16 protein-coding genes and 1 pseudogene are annotated in these 20,606 nt (G+C 71.3%); 9 read left to right on the forward strand and 8 right to left on the reverse strand.

What is annotated here, in order from left to right:
* Nucleotides 1-9 precede the first annotated feature (9 nt).
* Nucleotides 10-1,125 (reverse strand): aminopeptidase P family protein, encoded by a 1,116-nt coding sequence (locus SMIR_RS07080; protein ID WP_168496738.1) that lies wholly within the window; start codon nucleotides 1,123-1,125, stop codon nucleotides 10-12.
* A 199-nt stretch (nucleotides 1,126-1,324) separates the two neighbouring features.
* On the opposite strand from SMIR_RS07080, the pseudogene SMIR_RS07085 reads away from it, so the two are divergent.
* Nucleotides 1,325-2,110: pseudogene (locus SMIR_RS07085) on the forward strand (metallophosphoesterase).
* 14 nt (nucleotides 2,111-2,124) lie between these two features.
* On the opposite strand, the gene SMIR_RS07090 reads toward SMIR_RS07085, so the two are convergent.
* Both SMIR_RS07090 and SMIR_RS07095 read right to left on the reverse strand, forming a co-directional pair.
* Nucleotides 2,125-2,763, reverse strand: coding sequence for a PDZ domain-containing protein (locus SMIR_RS07090; protein ID WP_168496736.1), 639 nt, complete (start codon nucleotides 2,761-2,763; stop codon nucleotides 2,125-2,127).
* A 92-nt stretch (nucleotides 2,764-2,855) separates the two neighbouring features.
* Entirely contained in the window at nucleotides 2,856-3,722 is an 867-nt protein-coding gene (locus tag SMIR_RS07095; RefSeq protein WP_212726769.1) for a LysR family transcriptional regulator, read from the reverse strand.
* Between the two features lie 117 nt (nucleotides 3,723-3,839).
* Here SMIR_RS07095 and SMIR_RS07100 point away from each other — a divergent pair, with 117 nt between their 5' ends.
* The gene (locus SMIR_RS07100) at nucleotides 3,840-4,604 is read left to right on the forward strand and encodes a CTP synthase C-terminal region-related (seleno)protein (RefSeq protein ID WP_168496732.1); all 765 of its coding nucleotides are present in this window, start codon (nucleotides 3,840-3,842) and stop codon (nucleotides 4,602-4,604) included.
* A 38-nt stretch (nucleotides 4,605-4,642) separates the two neighbouring features.
* Nucleotides 4,643-6,295, forward strand: coding sequence for a hypothetical protein (locus tag SMIR_RS07105; RefSeq protein WP_212726770.1), 1,653 nt, complete (start codon nucleotides 4,643-4,645; stop codon nucleotides 6,293-6,295).
* On the opposite strand, the gene cyc2 is transcribed toward SMIR_RS07105, so the two are convergent.
* Nucleotides 6,255-8,600 (reverse strand): germacradienol/geosmin synthase Cyc2, encoded by a 2,346-nt coding sequence (gene cyc2 / locus SMIR_RS07110; protein ID WP_249938393.1) that lies wholly within the window; start codon nucleotides 8,598-8,600, stop codon nucleotides 6,255-6,257. The genes SMIR_RS07105 and cyc2 overlap by 41 nt on opposite strands.
* A gap of 158 nt (nucleotides 8,601-8,758) precedes the next feature.
* On the opposite strand from cyc2, the gene SMIR_RS07115 reads away from it, so the two are divergent.
* Both SMIR_RS07115 and SMIR_RS07120 read left to right on the forward strand, forming a co-directional pair.
* Nucleotides 8,759-9,661 carry an alpha/beta fold hydrolase gene (locus tag SMIR_RS07115; protein ID WP_168496728.1) on the forward strand — a complete coding sequence of 301 codons (903 nt, stop codon included), beginning with the start codon at nucleotides 8,759-8,761 and terminating at the stop codon, nucleotides 9,659-9,661.
* On the forward strand, nucleotides 9,658-10,923 hold the full coding sequence (locus tag SMIR_RS07120) for a cytochrome P450 (protein WP_212726771.1): 1,266 nt from the start codon (nucleotides 9,658-9,660) through the stop codon (nucleotides 10,921-10,923). The genes SMIR_RS07115 and SMIR_RS07120 overlap by 4 nt, the downstream gene beginning before the upstream one ends.
* Before the next feature lie 3 nt (nucleotides 10,924-10,926).
* Here the strand turns inward: SMIR_RS07120 and SMIR_RS07125 are convergent, their stop codons facing one another.
* Together SMIR_RS07125 and SMIR_RS07130 are read right to left on the reverse strand one after the other, a co-directional pair.
* Entirely contained in the window at nucleotides 10,927-12,093 is a 1,167-nt protein-coding gene (locus SMIR_RS07125) for a damage-control phosphatase ARMT1 family protein (protein ID WP_212726772.1), read from the reverse strand.
* A gap of 77 nt (nucleotides 12,094-12,170) precedes the next feature.
* Nucleotides 12,171-13,988, reverse strand: coding sequence for a S8 family peptidase (locus tag SMIR_RS07130; RefSeq protein ID WP_212726773.1), 1,818 nt, complete (start codon nucleotides 13,986-13,988; stop codon nucleotides 12,171-12,173).
* Between the two features lie 388 nt (nucleotides 13,989-14,376).
* Between SMIR_RS07130 and SMIR_RS07135 the strand changes: the two genes are divergently transcribed.
* A complete protein-coding gene (locus SMIR_RS07135) occupies nucleotides 14,377-15,318 on the forward strand; it encodes a lytic polysaccharide monooxygenase auxiliary activity family 9 protein (protein ID WP_168496720.1) in 942 nt (313 codons plus the stop codon).
* 18 nt (nucleotides 15,319-15,336) lie between these two features.
* On the opposite strand, the gene SMIR_RS07140 is transcribed toward SMIR_RS07135, so the two are convergent.
* Complete coding sequence (locus tag SMIR_RS07140; protein WP_168496718.1) at nucleotides 15,337-15,987, reverse strand: Tat pathway signal sequence domain protein; 651 nt, start codon at nucleotides 15,985-15,987, stop codon at nucleotides 15,337-15,339.
* A gap of 663 nt (nucleotides 15,988-16,650) precedes the next feature.
* On the opposite strand from SMIR_RS07140, the gene SMIR_RS07145 reads away from it, so the two are divergent.
* The 3 genes from SMIR_RS07145 to SMIR_RS07155 all read left to right on the forward strand — a co-directional run bounded on the left by SMIR_RS07145 (nucleotide 16,651) and on the right by SMIR_RS07155 (nucleotide 19,216).
* Nucleotides 16,651-17,307, forward strand: a complete 657-nt coding sequence (locus SMIR_RS07145; protein ID WP_168496716.1) for a DUF6230 family protein — start codon at nucleotides 16,651-16,653, stop codon at nucleotides 17,305-17,307.
* Nucleotides 17,307-17,726 carry a DUF6114 domain-containing protein gene (locus SMIR_RS07150; protein ID WP_060896901.1) on the forward strand — a complete coding sequence of 140 codons (420 nt, stop codon included), beginning with the start codon at nucleotides 17,307-17,309 and terminating at the stop codon, nucleotides 17,724-17,726. The genes SMIR_RS07145 and SMIR_RS07150 overlap by 1 nt, the downstream gene beginning before the upstream one ends.
* 227 nt (nucleotides 17,727-17,953) lie before the next feature.
* On the forward strand, nucleotides 17,954-19,216 hold the full coding sequence (locus SMIR_RS07155) for a cytochrome P450 family protein (RefSeq protein WP_212726774.1): 1,263 nt from the start codon (nucleotides 17,954-17,956) through the stop codon (nucleotides 19,214-19,216).
* Nucleotides 19,217-19,226: 10 nt separating this feature from the next.
* Here SMIR_RS07155 and SMIR_RS07160 read toward each other — a convergent pair whose 3' ends face one another.
* Complete coding sequence (locus tag SMIR_RS07160) at nucleotides 19,227-20,573, reverse strand: cytochrome P450 (protein ID WP_249938614.1); 1,347 nt, start codon at nucleotides 20,571-20,573, stop codon at nucleotides 19,227-19,229.
* Between the last annotated feature and the right edge of the window lie 33 nt (nucleotides 20,574-20,606).

Genomic DNA, 20,606 nt, shown 5'->3' on the forward strand with positions numbered 1-20,606 from the left:
GGTGGCCGGTCAGTCGACGATCGCCATCTCGCGGGACGTGGTGTTGAGGCGCCATCCGCCCTCCTCGGTCACCGTCACGATGTCCTCGATGCGCACCCCGAAGCGGCCGGGCAGATAGATGCCGGGCTCCACGGAGAAGCACATCCCGGGCACGAGGGGCAGTTCCTCGCCCTCGATCATGTACGGCGGTTCGTGGGTGGTGACGCCGATGCCGTGCCCGGTGCGGTGGATGAAGTACTCGCCGTATCCCGCCTCGGTGATGACGGCGCGGGCCGCCCGGTCGACGTCCTGGCAGGCGGCTCCCGGCCGGACCGCCGCGACGCCCGCCTCCTGGGCCGCGCGCACGACGTCGTGCACCCGGCGCTCCTCGATGTCCGGCTCGCCGACGTGGACCGTGCGGGAGGTGTCGGAGCCATAGCCGTGTTTGAGGCCGCCGAAGTCGAGGACGACCATGTCACCGCGCTCGATGACGCGCTCGCCCGCCTCGTGGTGCGGGTTGGCGCCGTTCGGGCCCGAGGCGACGATGGTGAAGTCGACCTGGGAGTGTCCGAAATGCCGCAGCAGCTCGGCGAGGTCGGCGGCGACTTCGGCCTCCCTGCGCCCCGCGAAGGGCACCTTCCGGATCTCCTCGTACGCGGCGTCCGCGGCCGCCCCGGCCTCCGCCAACCGCGCCACCTCCGCCGCGTCCTTGACCGCCCGCAGCATCGGCAGGGCTTCGGTGAGCGCCGCGTACCGCGTGTCCGGCAGCCGTCGCTGCAGGCCGAGCAGATGCAGGGCCCAGGCGTTGTCGCTGACGCCGAAGCGGCCGTCGCTCCCGACCAGGGACGCGGCCGCCTCGTACGGGTCCTTGCCGTCGGTCCAGTCGCGCAGGGTCAGCATGGGGGCCGCCGCTGCCGCGTCCGGGGCCTCCAGGGTCGGCACGACCAGCACGGGATCCTGCCCGGCCCTGAGCACCAGCAGGGTGAGGCGTTCGGTCTCCACGGGCCGGTAGCCGGTCAGCCACACCAGATCGGGCCCGGGGGCGATCAGGACGCCGTCGAGTCCCGCGTCCGCGGCGGCCTCGGCCGCGCGCCGCATACGGGCCTCGTAGTCACCGGCGGTGAAGGGCGCGGGCGTGCCGGTCATCCATGCCTCCGTCTGTCCGGAGTTTCCCCAGGGGCTACGGGCAGCATCCTGCCCGTTTGCCGATGCGGACGCGAGCCGGTTGCGGCCATGGCGTCGATCCGGGAGCTCAACTAACGGTTGAGCATTGCCAATCCATTAGATCTAATGGTTGTATGCGCATGTTCCATTAACTTCCAACGCCAAAGGGAGGCCCCAGGCCATGCTCGTACTGGCACACATCAGCGATCTGCATCTCGACGGCACCCGGCGGGCGACGGAGCGGGCCGAGCGGGTGCGGGACCGGCTGTGGGAGCTGCCGGGGCGGGTGGACGCCCTGCTGGTGACCGGCGACATCGCGGACCACGGCACGGAGGCGGAGTACGAGGAGGCGGCGCGTCTGCTCGGGCTGCGCGACGGGGAGCCCCCTTTCCCCGTACTCACCTGCCCGGGCAACCACGACAGCCGCGCGCCCTACCGCAAGGCCCTGCTCGGGCAGCCCGCGTCCGAGAGGCCGGTCAACAGCGTCCACGTCTTCGACGACGCCGCCCTCCTGATGTGCGACTCCAGCGTTCCGGGCCACGACGAGGGAGAGCTGGGCGAGGAGACGTACGCCTGGATCGAGACGACGCTCGACGAACTGGAGGGCACCGCTCCGGCGTTGCTCGCCTTCCACCACCCGCCGGTGGCGTTGCACCATCCTCCCCCACTGCCTTAAGGGCGTGGGAGGTACCCCCACCCGGATGCCTACCAGCTGCGCCGGCCGGATTCCCTGGCCGCGCTGTTGGAGCGCAGGCCCGAGGTCGTCGGGCTGATCACCGGGCATGCGCACACGCCCGCCGCGACCGCCTTCGCCGGGCGGCCGCTCGTCGTCGGTCCCGGGGTGACCTGGACGCTGCGGCTGCCCTGGGAGGGCGAGCGGACCGCCGACCGGGACGCGCCCCCTGGGTTCGCGTTTCATGTACTGGCCGACGACGGGCGGCTGACCAGCCACTTCAGGACCGCCTGACCGTTTCGTCGGCGTCAGGTCACGATGCCCGGGACCGTGGACAGTTGTTGGTGGTCGCCGTTCGCGTGGCGCACGCCGAGCGTGACCGTGGTCCCGGGGTCCGCGGCCGAGACCGCCCGGGCGAGGTCGGCGGCCGAGCCGAGCCGTGCCCCGCCGAGGGCGATCAGGGTGTCACCGCGGACCAGGCCCGCGGTGTAGCCCGGGCCGGGAATGTGCACACCGACGACGAGCGCGCCCCCGCCGTCGGGGGCGTCGACTGCCTCGATGCCGAGCGTGGCCGTCCCGGGCGCGGGCTCCGGTGCCGTCGAAGCGACCGGACTCCGGCCGCTGGGCGCCGACTTGGTGCCAGCGGTCCGCGGCGCACCGGAGGCCTGTCCGGGCCAGGACGCCCGGCCGGACGGTCCCTGCGCCGCCCCCGCCCGCTTCTGGAAGTCCGCCAGCCTGCTCATGCCGATCACCGTGGCGCCGACGGTCCCGATTCCGACGCCCGACAGGACCAGCACGGTCCCGACGAAGAGACCGAGGAGCAGGGACATCAGCCACCTGCCACGCCGCCGCGCGGCGTGCGGACGCTTGGTGGTGCCGGTCGGACGCCCGTCACCGCCCGGCTCCTGACCGGGCATCGGCTTGGGACGCAGTGCTGCCTGTTCCATGGATCGCCTCCGGCAGATGCTCTACGGACCGCCCCCGGCTCTTGCTCTACCCTGCGCTCCGGCGCACGACGATTCACGAACGAGTGAGACTGTCAGACACGTTCGAGAAGTCTGTCCACCATGGCCGCGGCGGCTCCGCGCGGCGACCCGCTGTGCACCAGTTCCGTCCGGTGCACCAGGCGCGGCGCCACGAGCGGGACGGCCACCGCCCCGGGGACGCCGGTGGCCACGGCCCGCGGCAGCAGGGTGAGGCCGTGCCCGGCGGCGGCCAGGGCGGTGAGGGTGCGCACGTCGGTGCCCTCGTAACGCAGGGCCGGGCGGAAGCCTCCGCTGCCGTTCGCCCGGCGGAGGTGAGCCAGGGGCAGTCCCGCGCCGGGGGCGTCCAGCCAGCGGGCGTCGACGAGATCGGCGAGGCGCAGCCCGTCGCGCCGGGCGAGCGGATGGGTCTCGGGCAGCAGCACACTGACGGGTTCCTCGCCGACGCCGTACGTGCTCAGCGGGGCCACGTCGGGGTGCCGCAAGGGGTCGTTGGGCGCCGTCAGTCCGTCCACCAGACCCAGGTCCACCCCGCCCTCCGCGACGGCGGCGGGGATCTCCTCGCGGGCCAGCACCCGCAGAGTCACCCCGGCGGCGGGCAGCGCCGCGAGCGCGCGCGGACCGAGCGCCGTCGCTGTCGCCGCGAGCGTCAGCCCGTGCTCGGGCGCCCCCGCCATCCGTACGACGTCCGCGCGGGCCGCGTCCAGGCGCAGCAGCAGCGGCCCGGCGTGTTCGAGGAGCCGTTCGCCAGCCGCCGTCGGCGCCACGGGGCGCCGGGTCAGCAGGGGCGCGCCGAGGTCCTGCTCCAGCGCGGCGATGTGCTGGGACACCGCGGACTGGGTGTAGCCGAGTTCCCGCGCGGCCTCCGAGAAGGAGGCGAGGCGGGCCACGGTGACGTATGTGCGCAGGAGATGCGGATCCATGCGCCCCAGGATCCCGTATGGATCCTGCAGCTCATCAGCCCCCTCATCAGCGTTGCTTATCAAGAGTGCAGTAATCATCGTTGGACGTGAACGAGCGTGCCCGCCGAGGATGAGGGCATGACGAACAACGCGGCGCAGACCGCTCGCCTCGCCCTCGTGGGCGACCGCTCCCCGAACGTCCTCGCCCACACCCGCGTCCCCCTCCTCCTGGACGCCCTGGCCACCCGCGACCGCCTCGTCCTCGACGCCTACTGGGTCCCGTCCGAGGACGCCGAGGACCCGGCCGCGGTACGCGGGTTCGACGCGGTGTGGGTGCTGCCCGGCAGCCCTTACCGCAGCGAGGCGGGGACCCTCACCGCGATCCGCACCGCGCGCGAGGAGGGCATCCCGTTCCTGGGCACATGCGGCGGATTCCAGCACGCGCTCCTGGAGTTCGCGCGCAACGTCTGCGGACTCACCCGTGTCGCGCACGCCGAGCAGGACCCCGACGCCGATGACCTCCTCATCGAACCGCTCGCCTGTTCCCTCCTGGGCCACGAGGCCGCCGTCACCATCGAACCGGGCTCGCTCGCCCAGTCCGTGATGGGCTCCGAGCGGACGGTCGAGCGCTATTTCTGCGCGTACGGCCCCACCCGCCACCTCGACACCCTGCGCGCCCACGGCTTGCGCTTCAGCGGCCACGACGAGGACGGAAACGTACGGATCGTCGAACTCCCGGGCCACCCCTTCTTCCTGGGCACCCTCTTCCAGCCGGAGCAGTACGGGGACGGCTCGCGCCCGCACCCGATCGTGCGGGCACTGGCACGAGCCGCCGTGGCGCACGCGGCCGTCGGGGAACCCGGCGAGGTCGGCGAGGTCGGCGGACGGCGTCAGCCGGTGTGACGGAGCCGTTGTCAGTGGCGGCTGTTACGTTCGGCGGTATGAGCGATCACGCCCTACGGCTGCTCCGGGAGCAGTCTCACCTGGCCGAACTGGCCGCGTTTCCCTTCAACTTCGATCTGGCCCGTGCCGACCACGTCGAGGACGTCCGGCTCGCCTCGGGCGGTCCGCTGGAGGCGGTGGCGGGGGACGACACGGGCGGTACGTATTTCGTGTGCGAGGACGGTTCCGTGCTGTACGCGGACTCGGAGGGCTCCGCCGGAATCATCGGCAACAGCGTCGACGAGGCGCTGGAGGTGCTGGTCGGGCTGCCCGGCTGGCACGACCACCTGGGGCTCGCGCCGGCCGACGGAGAGGAGAAGATCCGCGCCGCGGTCGCCGAGACGGAGGAGGGGATCCGGGAGTACCACGGTATCGACGACGAGCGGACCGAACTGCGGGCCGGTCTCGGCCTGCCCGATCGCTCGCCCGTCGAGCTCATCGGTCTGCTGCACGCGGCCCTGTTGCGCACCGAGCCCGACTTCCTTCTTCTGAACGCGGAGGAGGGCGGCGCACACGGCCTCCTGGACCGTCACCCCCGTCCCCCGTTGTGGGATTCGGTCCTCGCGCGGGGACGCGCCGACCTGGCGCTGCTGCGCGAGGGTTCGGGGTGGGACGAGGTGGTCGGGGACCGGGCACGCCGGGCGCTCGCGCTGCGCGCCGCCCAGTTCGACCGGCGCGCGGGCGATCTTCCGCTGCTGCGGCATCTGCTGCGACATGAGGCCGAGGCGTCGATGACCGACGAACTGCGGCTCGCCGCCGTCCTGGTGGGCCTGCACGGTCTGGCGGAGGATCTGCCGCTGCTGTACGAGGTCCGTGAGACGGACTTCGACACCTGGTGCGGGCTCGGCGGGATGCCCGAGCCGGGCGCTGATCCGGCCGAGCTGCGGAGGTGGGCGAGCGACCTGGACGACTCGCTCTTCGGCACCGACCCCGCCGACGAGCCGCTGTTCACCTGGACCGGACTCGCCCGCGAACAGGGTCTGGTCGAGCTCGCCCGCGCCGCGCTGATCCGGCGATTGGACGACATCGACTTCCGGGCGTACTGCGACGCGCGGGACGGCAAGGCCATGGAGCGCCGCCACGCATGCCAACTGAGCTCACTCGTGCACGAGTTCCAGCAGTTGGGCGACACCTTTCAGGCGCTGCGCGCCCAGCGGCTGTACGTGCCGTTGCAGACCAAAGCCTGGGACCGCGTCTCGGCCCTCCTCAGGCTCGCCCGGCTGGAGCGGGAGGAGGGCCGGTTCGGCGCGGCGATACGCACCTTGACCTCGCTGCGGGACACCCTCGCCGAGCCGGACGGCAACGGCGGCGACAGTGACGGCAACAGCAACAGCGACGGCTCACTGGAGCACTGGTGGCGCACCAACCTGGGCGCGTACATCGTCGAGGAGCACTACGCGGTCGCCCGGGCCACGGCCTCCGACATGGCGCTCACCGACGAGGTCCGCGCCGTCACCGTGGCCGCCGGGGAGCTTCTGGCGAGACTCTCCGGGACGGCCAGGGCGAACGTGGAGCGGAGCCTCGCCGGGGCAACGGACATCCATACGGACACCGGTGCCAACACCGGTGCCAACACCGGTGCCAACACCGGTGCTGACGCAGATGCCGACGTCAGTGCGGAGCGGACGTCGCCTCGGCCTTCGGCAGGCTGAACTCCGCGGCGGCTCCCACTCCCTTCGGCAGGGTGAACGACGGGGTGGCGCCTGCTGCAATCCGGGGAGTGAGGTCCGGCGGGGCTTCCGTCTCCGCCATGTCGTGCGGACTGAGCACCGGCTCCGGTACCGGTACGGTCCCGACCCCCGTCCCGGGCAACGGCACCGTGGGAGCCCGGTCCGGCAGGAAGCCGTGGGCGCGGCGGGCCAGGTCCTCGGCGCCGTAACGGTGGCAGTCCTGGTGCCATTTCAGGATTCCGGAGAGCCAGTTCTCGAGTTGCACCACATAACCGTCCATGATCCCGCGAACCTCCTGGGAGAGCTTGAAGTCCTCGTACAGGAGCGGCAGTTCATAGGTCGCGACGTGCTGGAACTGCTGCATGCGCTGGGTCATCAGGTCGTGGATGATGCCGAGGCCGGTCGGGTAGTCGCAGCCGAAGAAGTTCTGCACGACGAGGATGGCGTTGTGGACCTCGCCCTCGTACTCGATCTCCTTCTGGTACGAGAAGACGTCGTTGATGAGCATCGCGTAGTCGATGGCGGCGTTCTCCAACGACCGGACGGGACCGCTCCGGTAGACCTCCGGCGGGACCTTGGGGCCGTGGCCCAGGCGGCACAGGTTGAGGGTGAGGTCGGAGCCGAAGGTGGCGCGGCGCATCTCCAGGTAGTCGATCGGGTCGGGGATGCGGTGCTGGAGCTGGTTCGACAGCTCCCACACCCAGCTCTCCGTCATCTTGTCCACGTCGCCGCGCAGCTTGCGCCGCTCGTCCGGCGTCATCGTCGCCGTCGTGCGCTCCCACAGGTCGAGGAGGCCGTGCTCCATGCCGTTGGCCGGGACCGGGGTCGGCTCGCCGTCGATGGGCATGCAGGCCGAGAGGCGTTCGGTGGTCGTCCTCGCCGCCGCCAGGTCGCGGCGGTGTCCGAAGACCAGCGGATAGTAGTCGTCGCCGTACGTTCCCCAGGCCAGCCACTGGGAGCCGAGGTCGAGGGCTCCCTCGGTCGCGTCCGGGTGGATGCCCGCGGCGCACAGCGGAAGGTCGTACGCCGCCAGCTTGTCCTCGTCCCAGACGCCCTCCTGGAGCATGCCCTTCTCGTACATCCAGCCGGTGAGGCGGTCGCGGGCGCCGTCCAGGTGGGGGCTGAGGGCGAGCTCGAAGGGCATGTAGAAGTCGGGGAGCAGGGACGGGCCGACCTTCTGGTAGGGGACATGGGTGTACCTGCGCAGCCGCTCCGCCCCGGCCGCGGAGAGCAGTGCGCCGATGTCGACGGCCGAGGTGCCGAGCTCGGCGAGGCCGAACGGTCGACTGCCTTCCACCGCCCCCTCGTTCATGTAGCGGCTGGAGCGCAGGTGCCACTCGTGGCCGCCCGACTGCCAGTCCTGGAGCCCCTGGGTGTACGCGGCGACGGCGGCGACCTGGTCCGGGGTGAGTCCCTTCTCCGCGGCGAGTGCGGGCACTTCGGTGAGGGCCGTGTGCTCGAACTGGTGCAGGCGTGAGGTGAGGATGTCGTTGACGGTCTCGGCGGCCTCCTGGGTGGTGCAGTCGAAGAAGGTCTCCAGGACCAGGATGCCGTTGCTGAGCTCGCCCTCGACCTCGACCTCGCGCTGGTAGGAGAACAGGTCGTTGCGCAGATGGACCCCGTCCGAGAACGTCTCCATCAGCACCCGCAGCGGGCGCGTCCCCGAGACGGAGGCGGGCACCTCGGCCGTCGCGTACTCCACGAGCCCCGCCGACCAGGGGGCGCCGCCCACCTTGCGGCGCATCTCGATGTACTCGACGGGGTTGGCGATCCGCCCCTCGTTGATGTTGGAGAGCTCCCACATCGACTCGTTGAGCAGGTGCTCCGTGGACACCGCGAACCGCCCCCGCCAGTCCATCGACATCGCGGGCACCGTGCGCGCCCAGAGGTCGGCGAGCCCCGCCTCGACCGGATTCTCCGGCTCCGGTACGGGGGTCGAGAGGTCCAGCGGCATGAAGAGGGGCAGCCGGTCCAGGTAGGCCTTGCCGCCGTCGCGGTCCTGGGTGCGTTTGAAGGTCTCCAGGAAGTGGTCGTCGAAGAAGAAGACCCACACGTACCAGTCGGTGATGAGCGAGAGTGCCGGGCCGTCGCAGTCGGGGTGGGTGTACGCGCAGAGCAGCCCGTAGTCGTGCGCGTCGAGGTCGGACTGTTCCCAGATGCCGGAGCCCTCCAACATGCCCATCCCGCGGGCCCATTCGACCGTGTGGGCGCGCGCCTCGTCGAGGTGCGGGTTCAGCCGCGCGGGATACGGCATGTAGAAGTGCGGGAGTTCGAACGGCTGCGTCATGGCCGGGCCCTACCCAGGGCCCTCCGGGGGCATCCGCCGGGTGGGACATGATCACACCATCGCGTGAATTTACCCCCTTTCCGGTCAACGGCCCGGGCCCGGCGCGCGGGTCGGCACGCGCTCTTGCCGACCCGCACCCGCCGGGCCACCGTGGTCGCATGACCTCCTTCGTACTTCCCCATGAAGTGCACGGCGACGGCGCCCACAAGGTGATCGCCGTGCACGGCTGGTTCGCCGACCGGTCCGCCTACGCGGCGGTGGTCCCGGATCTCGACCGCGCCGCGTTCCAGTACGCGCTGGTCGACCTGCGCGGCTACGGGCAGGCGAAGGACGCGGTCGGCGCGTACACCACGGCCGAGGCCGCCGCCGATGTGGTCGAGCTCGCGGACCGGCTCGGCTGGGAGCGGTTCTCGGTGGTCGGCCACTCGATGGGCGCCGCCGTCGCCCAGCGCCTGCTGGCCCTCGCCCCGGACCGGCTGCGCCGGCTCGTCGGGGTCTCGCCGGTGCCCGCGTCCGGTCTGCCGCTGCCGGCGGACCAGTGGGAGCTGTTCGCTGACGCGGCGCACAAGCCGGAGAACCGGCGCGCCATCATCGACTTCACGACCGGCGGCCGGCTGCCCGCCGCGTGGCTCGACCGGATGGTGGCGCGCTCACTGGAACTCAGCGACACCAAGGCGTTCCGCGCCTATCTGGACTCCTGGGCCGGCGAGGACTTCCACACGGAGGTCGAGGGCGCGACGGTACCCGCGCTGGCGGTGACCGGGGCGCTGGATCCCGCGCTGTCCGCCGGTCTGATGCGGGAGACCTGGATGTGCTGGTACCCGGACGCGGAGCTGTTCGAGCTGCCCTGGGCGGGCCATTACGCGATGGACGAGAGCCCGCTGGACCTGATCCGCGTCGTGGAGGCCTTCCTGCGCTCGCAGGACGCCGGCTGGGGCAGCGGTGAGGACGAGGACGACACGGGAGACGAAGGGGACGAGGTCGCGAGCGGCGACGAGGGCGGGATCGCGAGCGGCGGCTCGGGCGTGGTCGCGGGCGAGGGTGGGGGCGAGCCGGCGTGAGCGTACGCGAGAGTGCCCCGCCCGTCCCCGACGTCTTCGACCCCCGGCGGTACGCCGACGGGGTCCCGCACGCCGCCTACCGCACCCTGCGCGACCATCACCCCGTGGCCTGGCAGCACGAGCCCGAGGTGCTGGGCTGGCCGGCCGGGCCCGGCTTCTGGGCGGTGGCCCGGCACGCGGACGTGGTCCGGGTGCTGAAGGACTCGGCGACGTACTCCTCGTGTCTCGGGGCGACCCAGATCCGCGATCCCGACCCGGACGACCTGCCCTTCATCCGGCGCATGATGCTCAATCAGGATCCGCCGGACCACGGCAGGTTGCGGCGTCTGATCAGCCGCGCCTTCACGCCTCGCCGGGTCGAGCACTTCGCGTCCGTCGTCCGCACCCGGGCCCGGGGTCTGCTCGAAAAGGCGGTGGCCGAGGCCCGTGCGGGCGACGGCGTCTTCGATCTCGTCGCCACCGTCACCGACGAGTACGCCCTGCTCAACCTCGCCGACCTGCTGGGCGTTCCGGAGCGCGACCGCGGCCTGCTGCTGCGCTGGACACAGCGCGTCATCGGCTACCAGGACCCCGACGAGGCGGGCGAGCCCGTGCTCGACGCGCGCGGCCGCCCGGTCAATCCGCGCTCCCCTGCGATGCTGCGGGACATGTTCGCGTACGCGCACCAACTGGCCCTCTACAAGAAGAGCCATCCGAGCGACGACGTCATGACCACCCTCGCGGCCGACCCCGAACTCACCCCAGCCGAGCTGGAGATGTTCTTCTTCCTCCTCACCGTCGCGGGCAACGACACCGTGCGCAGCGCGGCTCCCGGTGGTCTCCTGACACTCGCTCACCAACCGGTCGCGTACGCCGCCCTGCGCGCCGGGGTCATCGAACTCGGACCGGCCGTAGACGAGTTGCTGCGACTGCATCCGCCGGTGCTCAGCTTCCGTCGTACGGCGGCCCTGGACACCGAGCTGGCCGGGCAGCGCATCCGCGCGGGCGACAAGGTGGTCGTCTTCCACGCCTCGGCCAACCGCGACGAGCGCGTCTTCACCGATCCCGAGCGGCTCGACCTGTCGCGCTCCCCCAACCCCCATGTCTCCTTCGGCGACGGCCCGCACGTCTGCCTCGGCGCGCACTTCGCCCGTCTGCAACTGCGCGTGCTCCATGAGGAGACGTTGCGGGCCCTGCCCGTGCTGCGAGCAGCAGGACCTCCCCGGCGCCTCGTCTCGAACTTCATCAACGGCATCAAGTCGCTGCCGCTGGAGGCCACTTGAGCCTCAGGACCGCACCTGGATCAGGGCGTGTGTGCCGCTCGTGCGCCAGCGCCCGCCCTCGGCCGCGTCGAGGGCGTCCTCCGTGCGGGCGTCCAGGCCCACGATCACATCGGACTTGAGGGTGCGCAGGGCGGCGACCGGGCCCGGGAAGTACGCGGTGGGCTCCGCGAAGGGGGTGGTGGCGGGGTAGCGCCGGTCGCCGACCAGGCGGCGGTAGTTCAGGTCGCCCTTCACGATGGTCACGTCGGCCTCGGCGAACTCACGGCGCAGGTCGTCGGGCATGTCGGCGTACGGCAGCGGGGCGCAGGAGAAGGGGTGGGCCCGGACGGTGAGGCGACCGTCGGTCATCGCCGCCCACAGCCGGTGGCCGGACTCGCCCGCCGCCCCCTTCGCCCCGGTGAGGTGGCGCAGGGCGTCGATCACGTCGGCGGTCGTGGCGTCGGAGACGTAGTACGGGTACGGCTTCACGTGCAGGAGCACCCGCCGGACGCGGCGGTGGTGGAGCAGGTGGTCGATCAGGAGCAGATCGGGGATGAGTTCCCGGCCGGAGTTGTCCGCGACCAGGCAGAGGGTGCCGCCCGCGAACAGGGACCGCAGCGACTCGCCGTCATTGGCGACCAGTTGGGCATCGACGTCCGATTCCCCGTCCGCGGCGGCGAGGCGGAAGCCGAGGTCCGCGCGGTTGCCCCACAGCGAACCGTGCAGCAGCGCCTCCTCCCGCTCCTCGACCGGCCGCTCGGCGAGCGGGTCGAGCGCGGCGAGTTCCTCGTCCGCCTCCGGGGTGTCCAGCTCCGCGAGTTTGAAGGGGCGGAAGGGGTCGATGCCCTTCCAGGGGCCGGGGGCGAAGTAGCCGACGGCTTCGAGGAGTCGGCGGTAGAAGTAGCTCTCGGACCAGAGGAAGGGCACGTCGAACCAGGAGCGGCCGGTGTACTCCTCGGCGCCCCACCGCTCCCACTGCCCGCGGTCCGCCGCCCGCTCGCCGAGCGGTTCGATGACGCCCTCGGTGGCGTTCTTCAGCAGGGCGTCGAGCGCGCGGTGCTGCTCGGGGCCGTAGGGGAAGGCGTCCCGGACCTTCCGGACGAGGGCCGGATGCCGCTGGGCGAGCACGCTCCAGGGGAACGAGCCCGGCTCGTTGCTGAGGATCACGGGCGCGTCGGCGGGTTCAGACATGTGGCTCACGGTACCGGCCGAGCCGAAAGGGGCGGCCCACGCCGCGCGTGGGCCGCCCCTCCCCCCGTGGGCCGCGCTCAGAAGGTCAGTTTCCAGCTGTTGAGCTTGCCGGTGTCCGAGGCGGCCACGTCCTGGACGCGGAGTTTCCATGTGCCGTTCGCGGTCTCGCCGGACGCGTCGACCGTGTAGGTGGTGTTGACGTTGTCCGCGGAATCCGAGGTGCTGGAGGACTTCAGGCGGTACGTCGAGCCGTCCGGGGCGACCAGGTCGATCACCAGGTCGCCCCGGTAGGTGTGGGTGATGTCGACGCCGACCTGGAGGGCGGAGGGCGCGTTGCCGGTGCGGCCGCTGACGGCGATCGAGGACTCGACGGCCGCCCCGTTGTCCGGGATCGAGAGGGCGGTGGTGTTGGAGAAGGTCGTGCCCGTGGTCGCGGCGCTCACGGCCTGCACGGTCTTCGTCGCGTCCGCGAGGCCCGCGCCGCAGCCGCCGGAGCAGGTGCCGGGCAGGGCACGCGCGTTGTTCTTGATGGCGGTCTCGATCTGGGCCGGGGTGAGCGAGGGGTTCGCCGACTTCATCAGCGCGACCAGGCCCACGATGTGCGGGGTGGCCATGCTCGTGCCCTGGTAGTACGCGTACGACTCCGAGGAGGGGGTCTTCGTACCGGAGTTCAGCGTGGAGTAGATGCCGTTGGCGGTGGCGGTGCTCATGTCGCCGCCGGGGGCCGAGATGTCGACGATCGAGCCGTAGTTGGAGTAGGAGGCCCGGGAGCCGCTGCGGCCGGTCGCGGCGACGGTGATGACGTTGTTGCAGCTCGCCGGGGAGTAGTTGGCGGCGTTGTCGTTGTCGTTGCCCGCCGCGACGACGACCGTGGTGCCACGGTTCACGGCGGCGGTGATGGCGCTCTGGGTGGCCGAGGTACAGGCGCCGCTGCCGCCGAGGCTCATGTTGATGACCTTGGCGACGTTGGCGTTGGCCGGGACGCCGGAGACGGTGCCGCCCGAGGCCCAGGTGATGGCGTCGATGATGTCGGAGTCGTAGCCGCCGCACTTACCGAGGACGCGCAGCGGGGAGATCTTCGCGCCGTAGGCGATGCCCGCGATGCCCTTGCTGTTGTTGGCGACCGCGGCGATGGTGCCCGCCACGTGCGTGCCGTGCCAGGAGGAGTCGCTCGCCGGGATGCCGGAACCGCACTCGTTCGCCGCGTAGTGGTCGCCCGGGTCGGCCGGGTTGCTGTCGCGTCCGTCGCCGTCGACGGAGACCGCCGTGTCGGAGATGAAGTCGTATCCGGCGACGATGTTCGCGGCGACGTCGGTGTGCGCCACGTAACCGGTGTCGATGACGGCGACCGTCACCCCGCTGCCGGTGGAGGTGGACCAGGCACCGGGGACGTTCATGCCCGCCTTGGCCTCGTACAGGTCCCACTGCTTGCTGTACTCGGTGTCGTTCGGGTCGGCCTGGGGCGTGTTCAGGCGGTCCGGTACGGCGTACGCGACCTGCGGGTCGGACCGGTACCGGGCGATGACGTCGGCGACGTCCTTCGTGCCGAGGCTGTCGCCGAGGTCGACGAGGGCCGCGCCGGTGCCGAGGCGACGGGTGAAGTCGAGGTTCTCGCCCGCCTCCTTGCCCTTGGTCTCGGCGTCGGCGGAGGCGGCGGAGTTGGAGGTGGCCTCGGCTGCGCCGGTCTTGTAGCCGACGATGAGGCGCTCGGCGGGAGCGGCGACGGCCTGTGCGGTGGCCTGCGCCGCCGGGGTGACCGCCACCTTGCCGGTGGAGGTCGCGGTGGACGGCTGGGCGGCGGCGACCGTGGTGGTCGTTCCGGCCAGCAGAGCCGCGGAGACCGCGGCGACGGATATCAGCTTCCGTCGGACTTCTCGTGAGGGGGCGGGACGCAAGGGCTTGCCTTTCGTGGCCGGCTCCGGGCGGCAAAAGGCGCGGCGGAGCAGCGGTCGAATCGCTTCGTCGTCGAAGCGGCGGGGGGTGCAATCCAGAAGCGGCGCGGTGGCCGGCCGTACGTCGCGAGCGACCTGTCAGGGGTTGCCTGTGGGGCGGCTGTGCCCGAACGATAGGCAAAGCCCAGGTAATACGGATACGGGGGAAACCCTCGATCTGGCTGGTAACCGCCCCTCAAGGGCTCCCAGTTGGCCGGGAGTGCCCGGTTTCACCTGGCTCGCGCATCTGAACGCACGGCCGCGTGCCCCCGTACTTCACGGTGCGGCCACGCCTGCGCGCGATGCCGTACGGCCGCACCCGTCGCTCCCACCCCGCAAGGAGACCCACCGGATGACCGCACACCGCACCGCCACCGCGGCCGCTGTCGCCGTGGCGGCCCCGCTGCTTCTCCTGACGTGGGCCGTGGGTCCGGCCCAGGCGCACGGCGCGCCGACGGATCCGGTCAGCCGGGTGGTGGCCTGTTCTCCGGAAGGCGGCAGCAACGCAGGCACTGCGGCCTGCAAGGCGGCGATCGCGGCGAACGGCGCGCCCTTCACCGCCTGGGACAACCTCCGGGTCGCCGGTGTGGGCGGCAGGGACCGTCAGGTGATCCCGGACGGGCAGCTGTGCAGCGGGGGTCTGCCCGCCTACAAGGGACTGGACCTGGCCCGCGCCGACTGGCCCTCGACGCGGATGACGCCGGGCGCGACCTTCACGCTCTCCTACAGTTCGACGATTCCGCACACAGGGACCTTCAAGCTGTATCTGTCCAAGCCCGGGTACGACCCGACCAAGCCCCTCAAGTGGTCCGATCTGCCGACGCAACCGTTCGCCACGGCCACCGATCCGGCGCTGGTGAACGGCGCCTACCGGATCAAGGCCACGCTGCCCGCAGACCGGACCGGCCGGCAGATGCTCTACACGATCTGGCAGAACACGAGCACGACCGACACGTACTACTCGTGCTCGGACGTGGTCTTCCCCAGCGGGGGCGGCGGGGCCGCCGCGCCGACGACCTCGTCCCCCGCGCGTACGACACCCACGGCCGGCCGGAAGGCTCAGCAGAGCCAGGAGCCGACCACGACCACGTCCACCCCCACCGACCAGTCGCCGTCGCCCGCCCCGGAGACCACCACGGCGACGACGGAGGTGACCGCACCCGACCATCTCTCGCCGGCCGCGGACAGCTCGTCCGGCGGCAGCAACACGCTCCCCCTCGTCGCCGGGGCGGGGGGAGCGGCCGCGTTCCTGCTCACCGCGGGCGTCGCGATCACGCTGCGCCGCCGCCGGTGACCGGTCGTCCGGGTTCGGTCAGTTGACGGTGACCGCCGGGCTGCCCGACTGGGTGGTGTCGGAGACGGGCGCGTACTTCGCGGTGAAGTAGCCGCTGCTGAAGCAGAGCGACGAACCCGAGGACTTCGCGAACGCCTGGTTGGTGAAGGTGATGCTGTTGTCGGTGTTGCTCGCCGTGCCGCTCAGGCTGGGCGCCTGGTAGACGCAGTTGATGCTGCCCAGCAGGGTGCGCAGCACCACCGTGGTCTGGATGGTGGAGCCCGCGGCCGGGGTCACGGTGACCGTGCCGTCCGAGGCGACCGTGGTGGTGTACGGGAGGTTGTTGACCGTGACGCTGGTGACGCCGAGCACGCCGATGACATTGCTGGTGCAACTGCCGAAGGTGTGGGCGCTGAGCGACTCGGTGGCCGTGCCGGGGGCCGTCGGGTTGTCGGTGACGGAGGCGGTGAAGGCCGACGCGGCACAGGAGACGCCGCTCGTGCCGGTCGCGCTGGAGTAGAGCGTGGCGGCGGTGCCGCTCGCCAGTGAGGCGGTGAGGACGTCACCGGTGGCGACGGCGGCTCCGCCGGCCGTGAGCACGGGGGTGTCGTCCGCGGAGGCGGGGGCGATCGCGGAGACCGAGAGCGCGGCGGCGGTACCGAGGAGGGCGAGCAGGGATCGAGTGCGCATGGGGGTGCCTCTTTCTCAGACGGGCGTGCGGGTGGGTACGGGGCCGGCGCGGACATGCCGTCACGGCGGACCGCTGCCGGTCCGTGACGCCTTCTCCTTACGTCACGGACCGGCAGCGGAAGCCGGGCGACCGGACACGGCTCAGGGGGAAAGTGCCGTGCCGGTGCCGCGGGGGGAGGTGGTTTCAGCGTTGGAGCGCACCGCACGTTCAGACGTGCCACGGCCGCCCCGCGAGGAGCGGGGGGTCCAGGAGGTGGCGTACGTGCCGCGCATCGGATCCGGCGCCACGGATCCAAGGGAAACAATGCAGAGTTCTAGACCTGATGAATGGTCAACGTCAAGGCACAGTAAGGAAGTTGAAGGTCAACGCGGTCCCAAGGGTGAGGCCTTCGCAGACCCGGCCACGAGGTCGTCGCGGGCCCGAGTGCGAGGTCAGCGTGGCCGGGCCTCCACAGTTGGCACACAATCAACATCCCTTTGCCACAAGTCTCTTGACCCAAGAATGTAACCCCCGGTAACTTCCACGTCGGCTACTGCTGCGTAACGAGAAAGCCCTTGCGACCGCCGGGAGTTGTGAGGAGGCGTGCGCGGCAGCCGCTGTCCGCGCCAGGACAACGTGCCCGTTGAAGCCCCACCTGCATGACTATGTCCAGGGAGCAGAACATGGCCTCGTCCTCGGACGCCACGGCGTCCACCGATTCGACCCCCGAGAACGAAAGCGGTTCCGGCAGACGTGGGCGGGTCCGCCTGCGCCGCGCCGCGGTGATGGCGGTGCCTGCCACCGCGGTCGCCGCGGGACTGATGATCCTCACCGCCCAGGGCGCTCTGGGGGTGCAATTCGCCATCTCCGGCATGCCGTTCACGGTCACGGCCACCGAACTCAACGGCACCGGCTTCGAGCAGTTCGGCAACCTCGACAACATGGCCGACGGCAGCCCGAACGCCGGCGACACCGGCGGCCAGGTCCTCGTCGTCACCTCCGCGATCAAGAACGCGACGCTCACCAAGCTGTGCCAGAGCGTCGACCTGGGCGGTACGAACCTGGTCATCAGGGCGGGCAGCGGCGCGGACAAGGTACAGGCGACCAATCTGACGACCGACTCGACCGAGCTGTCGGGCGACGCGTCCTTCAACAACATCGAGATCGGCAACGACGCGAGCACGCTCGACAAGGCCGGGGTCCAGGGGAACAAGGGCGTCTTCAGCCAGCAGGCCGACACCGTCCACATCGGGAACCTGCGGCAGACGAACTACGCCACCACGGCGGCGGTGTTCAAGCTCCCCGGTCTCAAGCTCAGCTTCAGCGACTCGGGCTGCTGATGCCGGCCGTCCGGGATCTGCGATCCGGCTTCCGGCGGTGGCGTGCGGACCGCCCCTTCTGGGGCGGGCTGCTGCTCACCCTGGGCGGGGCGGAGATCCTCCTCACCGAGAAGGCGTCCCTGAAGGTCGTCATGCACATCGGGATGCAGGGCATGGCGGGCTATCTGCTGCCGACGGTCATGATCCTGTGCGGTCTGCTGATCCTCTTCAACCCGACGCAGCGCCTCTTCTACTCCCTGCTCGGCATCCTCCTCTCCCTCGGCACCTGGCTCACCTCCAACCTCGGCGGCTTCTTCATCGGCCTCCTTCTCGGAGCGACCGGCAGCTGCCTGGCCTTCGGCTGGCTTCCCCACCAGGAGCCGCGCAAGCGACGTCTGCTGCGCAGGCGCCGCCGGCAGCAGATGGCGACCGAGGCGTAGAGAGAGGGCAGGGAAGGGGTCCCGCCCCGGCCGAGCTCAGGGCAATGGGCGGCCGGGGCGGGAGCTGTGACGGGACGATTCCAGGTGGCGGGCAAGCCTCCGACTTGCTTGTACGCGCAGGGAACTTGCCCTCGCACGCAGTGGATACCGGACGGTCGCATCGGGGAACGCCACCCTCGCGTAGCGTGACGCGCCGTACTGACGTCCGAGCCCCAGGGAGGCTCCCGATGGGAACCCCACGTCCCTTGACGGGAAACCCGAGCCCCTTGGTGGTGGACGCGACGGGCCGTGACATCCACGCGGAAGCCGCCCGCATCCGGGCGCGCGGACCGGCGACCCGTGTCGCCCTCCCCGGTGACGTCGAGGCCTGGGCGGTCAGCAGCCCCGAGCTGCTCAAACGCCTGCTCCTGGACCCACGGGTGTCCAAGGACCCGCGACGGCACTGGCCGGCCTGGATCAACGGGGAGATCTCCCCCGAGTGGCCGCTGTTCACCTGGGTCGCGGTGCAGAACATGTTCACCGCGTACGGCGGCGACCACAGGCGACTGCGGACCCTCGTCTCCACGGCGTTCACGGCCCGCCGCACGGCCGCGCTGCAACCCCGGATCGAGCAGATCACCTCCGACCTCCTCGACCGCATCGCCAAGTCCGGCGAGCACGGCGAAGTCGTCGATCTGCGCGAGGAGTTCTGCTATCCGATCCCCATCCAGGTGATCAGCGAACTCTTCGGCCTGCCCGAGGACAAGCGGGCGGACCTCAGGGACCTGGTGGACAGCATCTTCCACACCTCCGCGCAACCCGAGGAGGTGACGGGCAACTACGCCAGGCTGTATGCCGTACTGGGTGAACTGGTCGCCGAGAAGCGGGAGTCGCCCGGCGACGACCTGACCTCCGGCCTCATCGCGTCCCGCGACGAGGGCGACGGCCGGCTGAGCGAGCAGGAGCTGCTCGACACGCTGGTCCTGATGGTCAGCGCCGGTCACGAGACCACGGTCAACCTCATCGACAACGCCGTGCACGCCCTGCTCACCCACCCCGAGCAGCTCGGGCACCTCCGCGCCGGACGCGCCACCTGGGACGACCTGATCGAGGAGACCCTGCGGGTCGAGGCGCCCGTCGCGAGCCTCCCGCTGCGCTACGCCGTGGAGGACCTCGACCTCGCCGAACTGGGCGGCCCGGACGGCACGGTGATCAGCCGGGGCGAGGCGATCCTCGCCGCGTATGCCGCCGCCGGACGCGATCCCGAGCGCTACGGCAAGGACGCCGACCTCTTCGATGTCACCCGGGCCGACAAGGAGCACCTCGCCTTCGGACACGGCGTACACCGCTGCCTCGGCGCCCCACTGGGCCGCCTGGAGGCCCGCATCGCCCTCCCCGCCCTCTTCGACCGCTTCCCTGACCTCCAACTCGCCGTACCAGCATCGGAGTTGAAGCCGGTGGACTCCTTCATCTCCCACGGCCACCGCTCCCTGCCCGCCCGGATCCGCTAGCTGCCGACGCTCACTCCCCGCGCCACCAGGACAGGAGTCGGGTCCAGCCGCTTCGCGGGCGGTCGGGCTCCGGGGCGGGGGGCTCGGGCGCGAGAGCCGGGAGGGGTCTCGCGTACGACTGCCGCTCGCCTTCGGGCCGTTGAACCGTCGTGATGGGCGGGAAACGTACGGGCAGCGCCGCCAGCGCGCGGTGGAACGGACCGGGCCGCCAAGTCAACTCGCCTACTGGCAACCCCAGTTCGACATCGGGGAGACGATCGAGGAGCTTCTCCACCGCGGCCGTCGCGATCAGCCGGGCCGGACTCTGCGCCGGACAGTTGTGCGGGCCCGCGCTCCACGCCAAATGGGCTCGGTTGCCCGCCCGTTGATCGGCCGTCAGCGCCGGATCCGCATTGGCCGCGGCGAGACTGACGACCAGCGGATCGCCCTCGCGCAGCACCGCTCCCTCGTACCGGACGTCGTGCAGCGGATAGTGCACGGCGTAGTTGGCGATCGGCGGATCGGTCCACAGCACCTCGTCGAGGGCGTCCTCCACCGGGAGACTGCCGCCGGACAGATCGCCCGCGAACCGGTCGTCGGACAGCAGCAGCCGCAGGCTGTTCGCGATCAGGTTCTGCTGGGGCTCGGTGCCGGCGCCCATCAGTACCACGAGGGTGTGGATCATCTCCTCGTCGGTGAGGCCCGCGGGGTGCGCCATCAGCCAGGACGTCATGTCCTGACCGGGGTTGCCCCGCTTCAGCGCGACCAGGTCGAGCAGGGTGCTGGTCAGCAGTTCGTCGGCCTTCTCCGCGTCCACCCCGTCGAAGATCCCGGACATGCCCTCGACCAGCCGGACCCCGTACTCGGCCGGGCAGCCGAAGAGGTGGTTGAAGACCAGCAGCGGCAGGACCTGCGCGTACTCGCCGAGCAGATCCGCCGTGCCGAGCGGCGCGAAGCGATCGATGAGGGTGTCGGCGCTGCGCTCCACATAGCCGCGCAGGGTGTTCGGATCGACGAGCGCGAGGCTGTCGGTGATCGCGCCGCGCAGCCTCTCGTGCTGCTCGCCGTCGGTGAACAGCGCGTTGGGCCGGTACATCATCATCGGCACGACCGGGCTGTCCGGCGGGACGGTCCCGTCGGCGAGGTCGCGCCAGCGGCGGGGGTCCTTGGAGAAGGTCTCCGGGCTGCGCAGGACGTGCAGGGCGGCGTCGTAGGAGGTGACGAGGGTGGCTCTGACGCCGGGTGCGAGCTCGACCGGTGCGGTCGGTCCGGACGTACGCAGCCGCCGGTAGACGGCGGCGGGGTCGGCCGCGAACGCGGGCCCGTACAAGGGCTCGTGCGCGGGGCAGCCAGGCGGTGGCCCGGTCGGTGGTGACAGGGACGGTGGCGGTACGGGCGGTGGTGGTACGGG

Source organism: Streptomyces mirabilis, from assembly GCF_018310535.1.
Classification (GTDB): Bacteria; Actinomycetota; Actinomycetes; order Streptomycetales; family Streptomycetaceae; genus Streptomyces.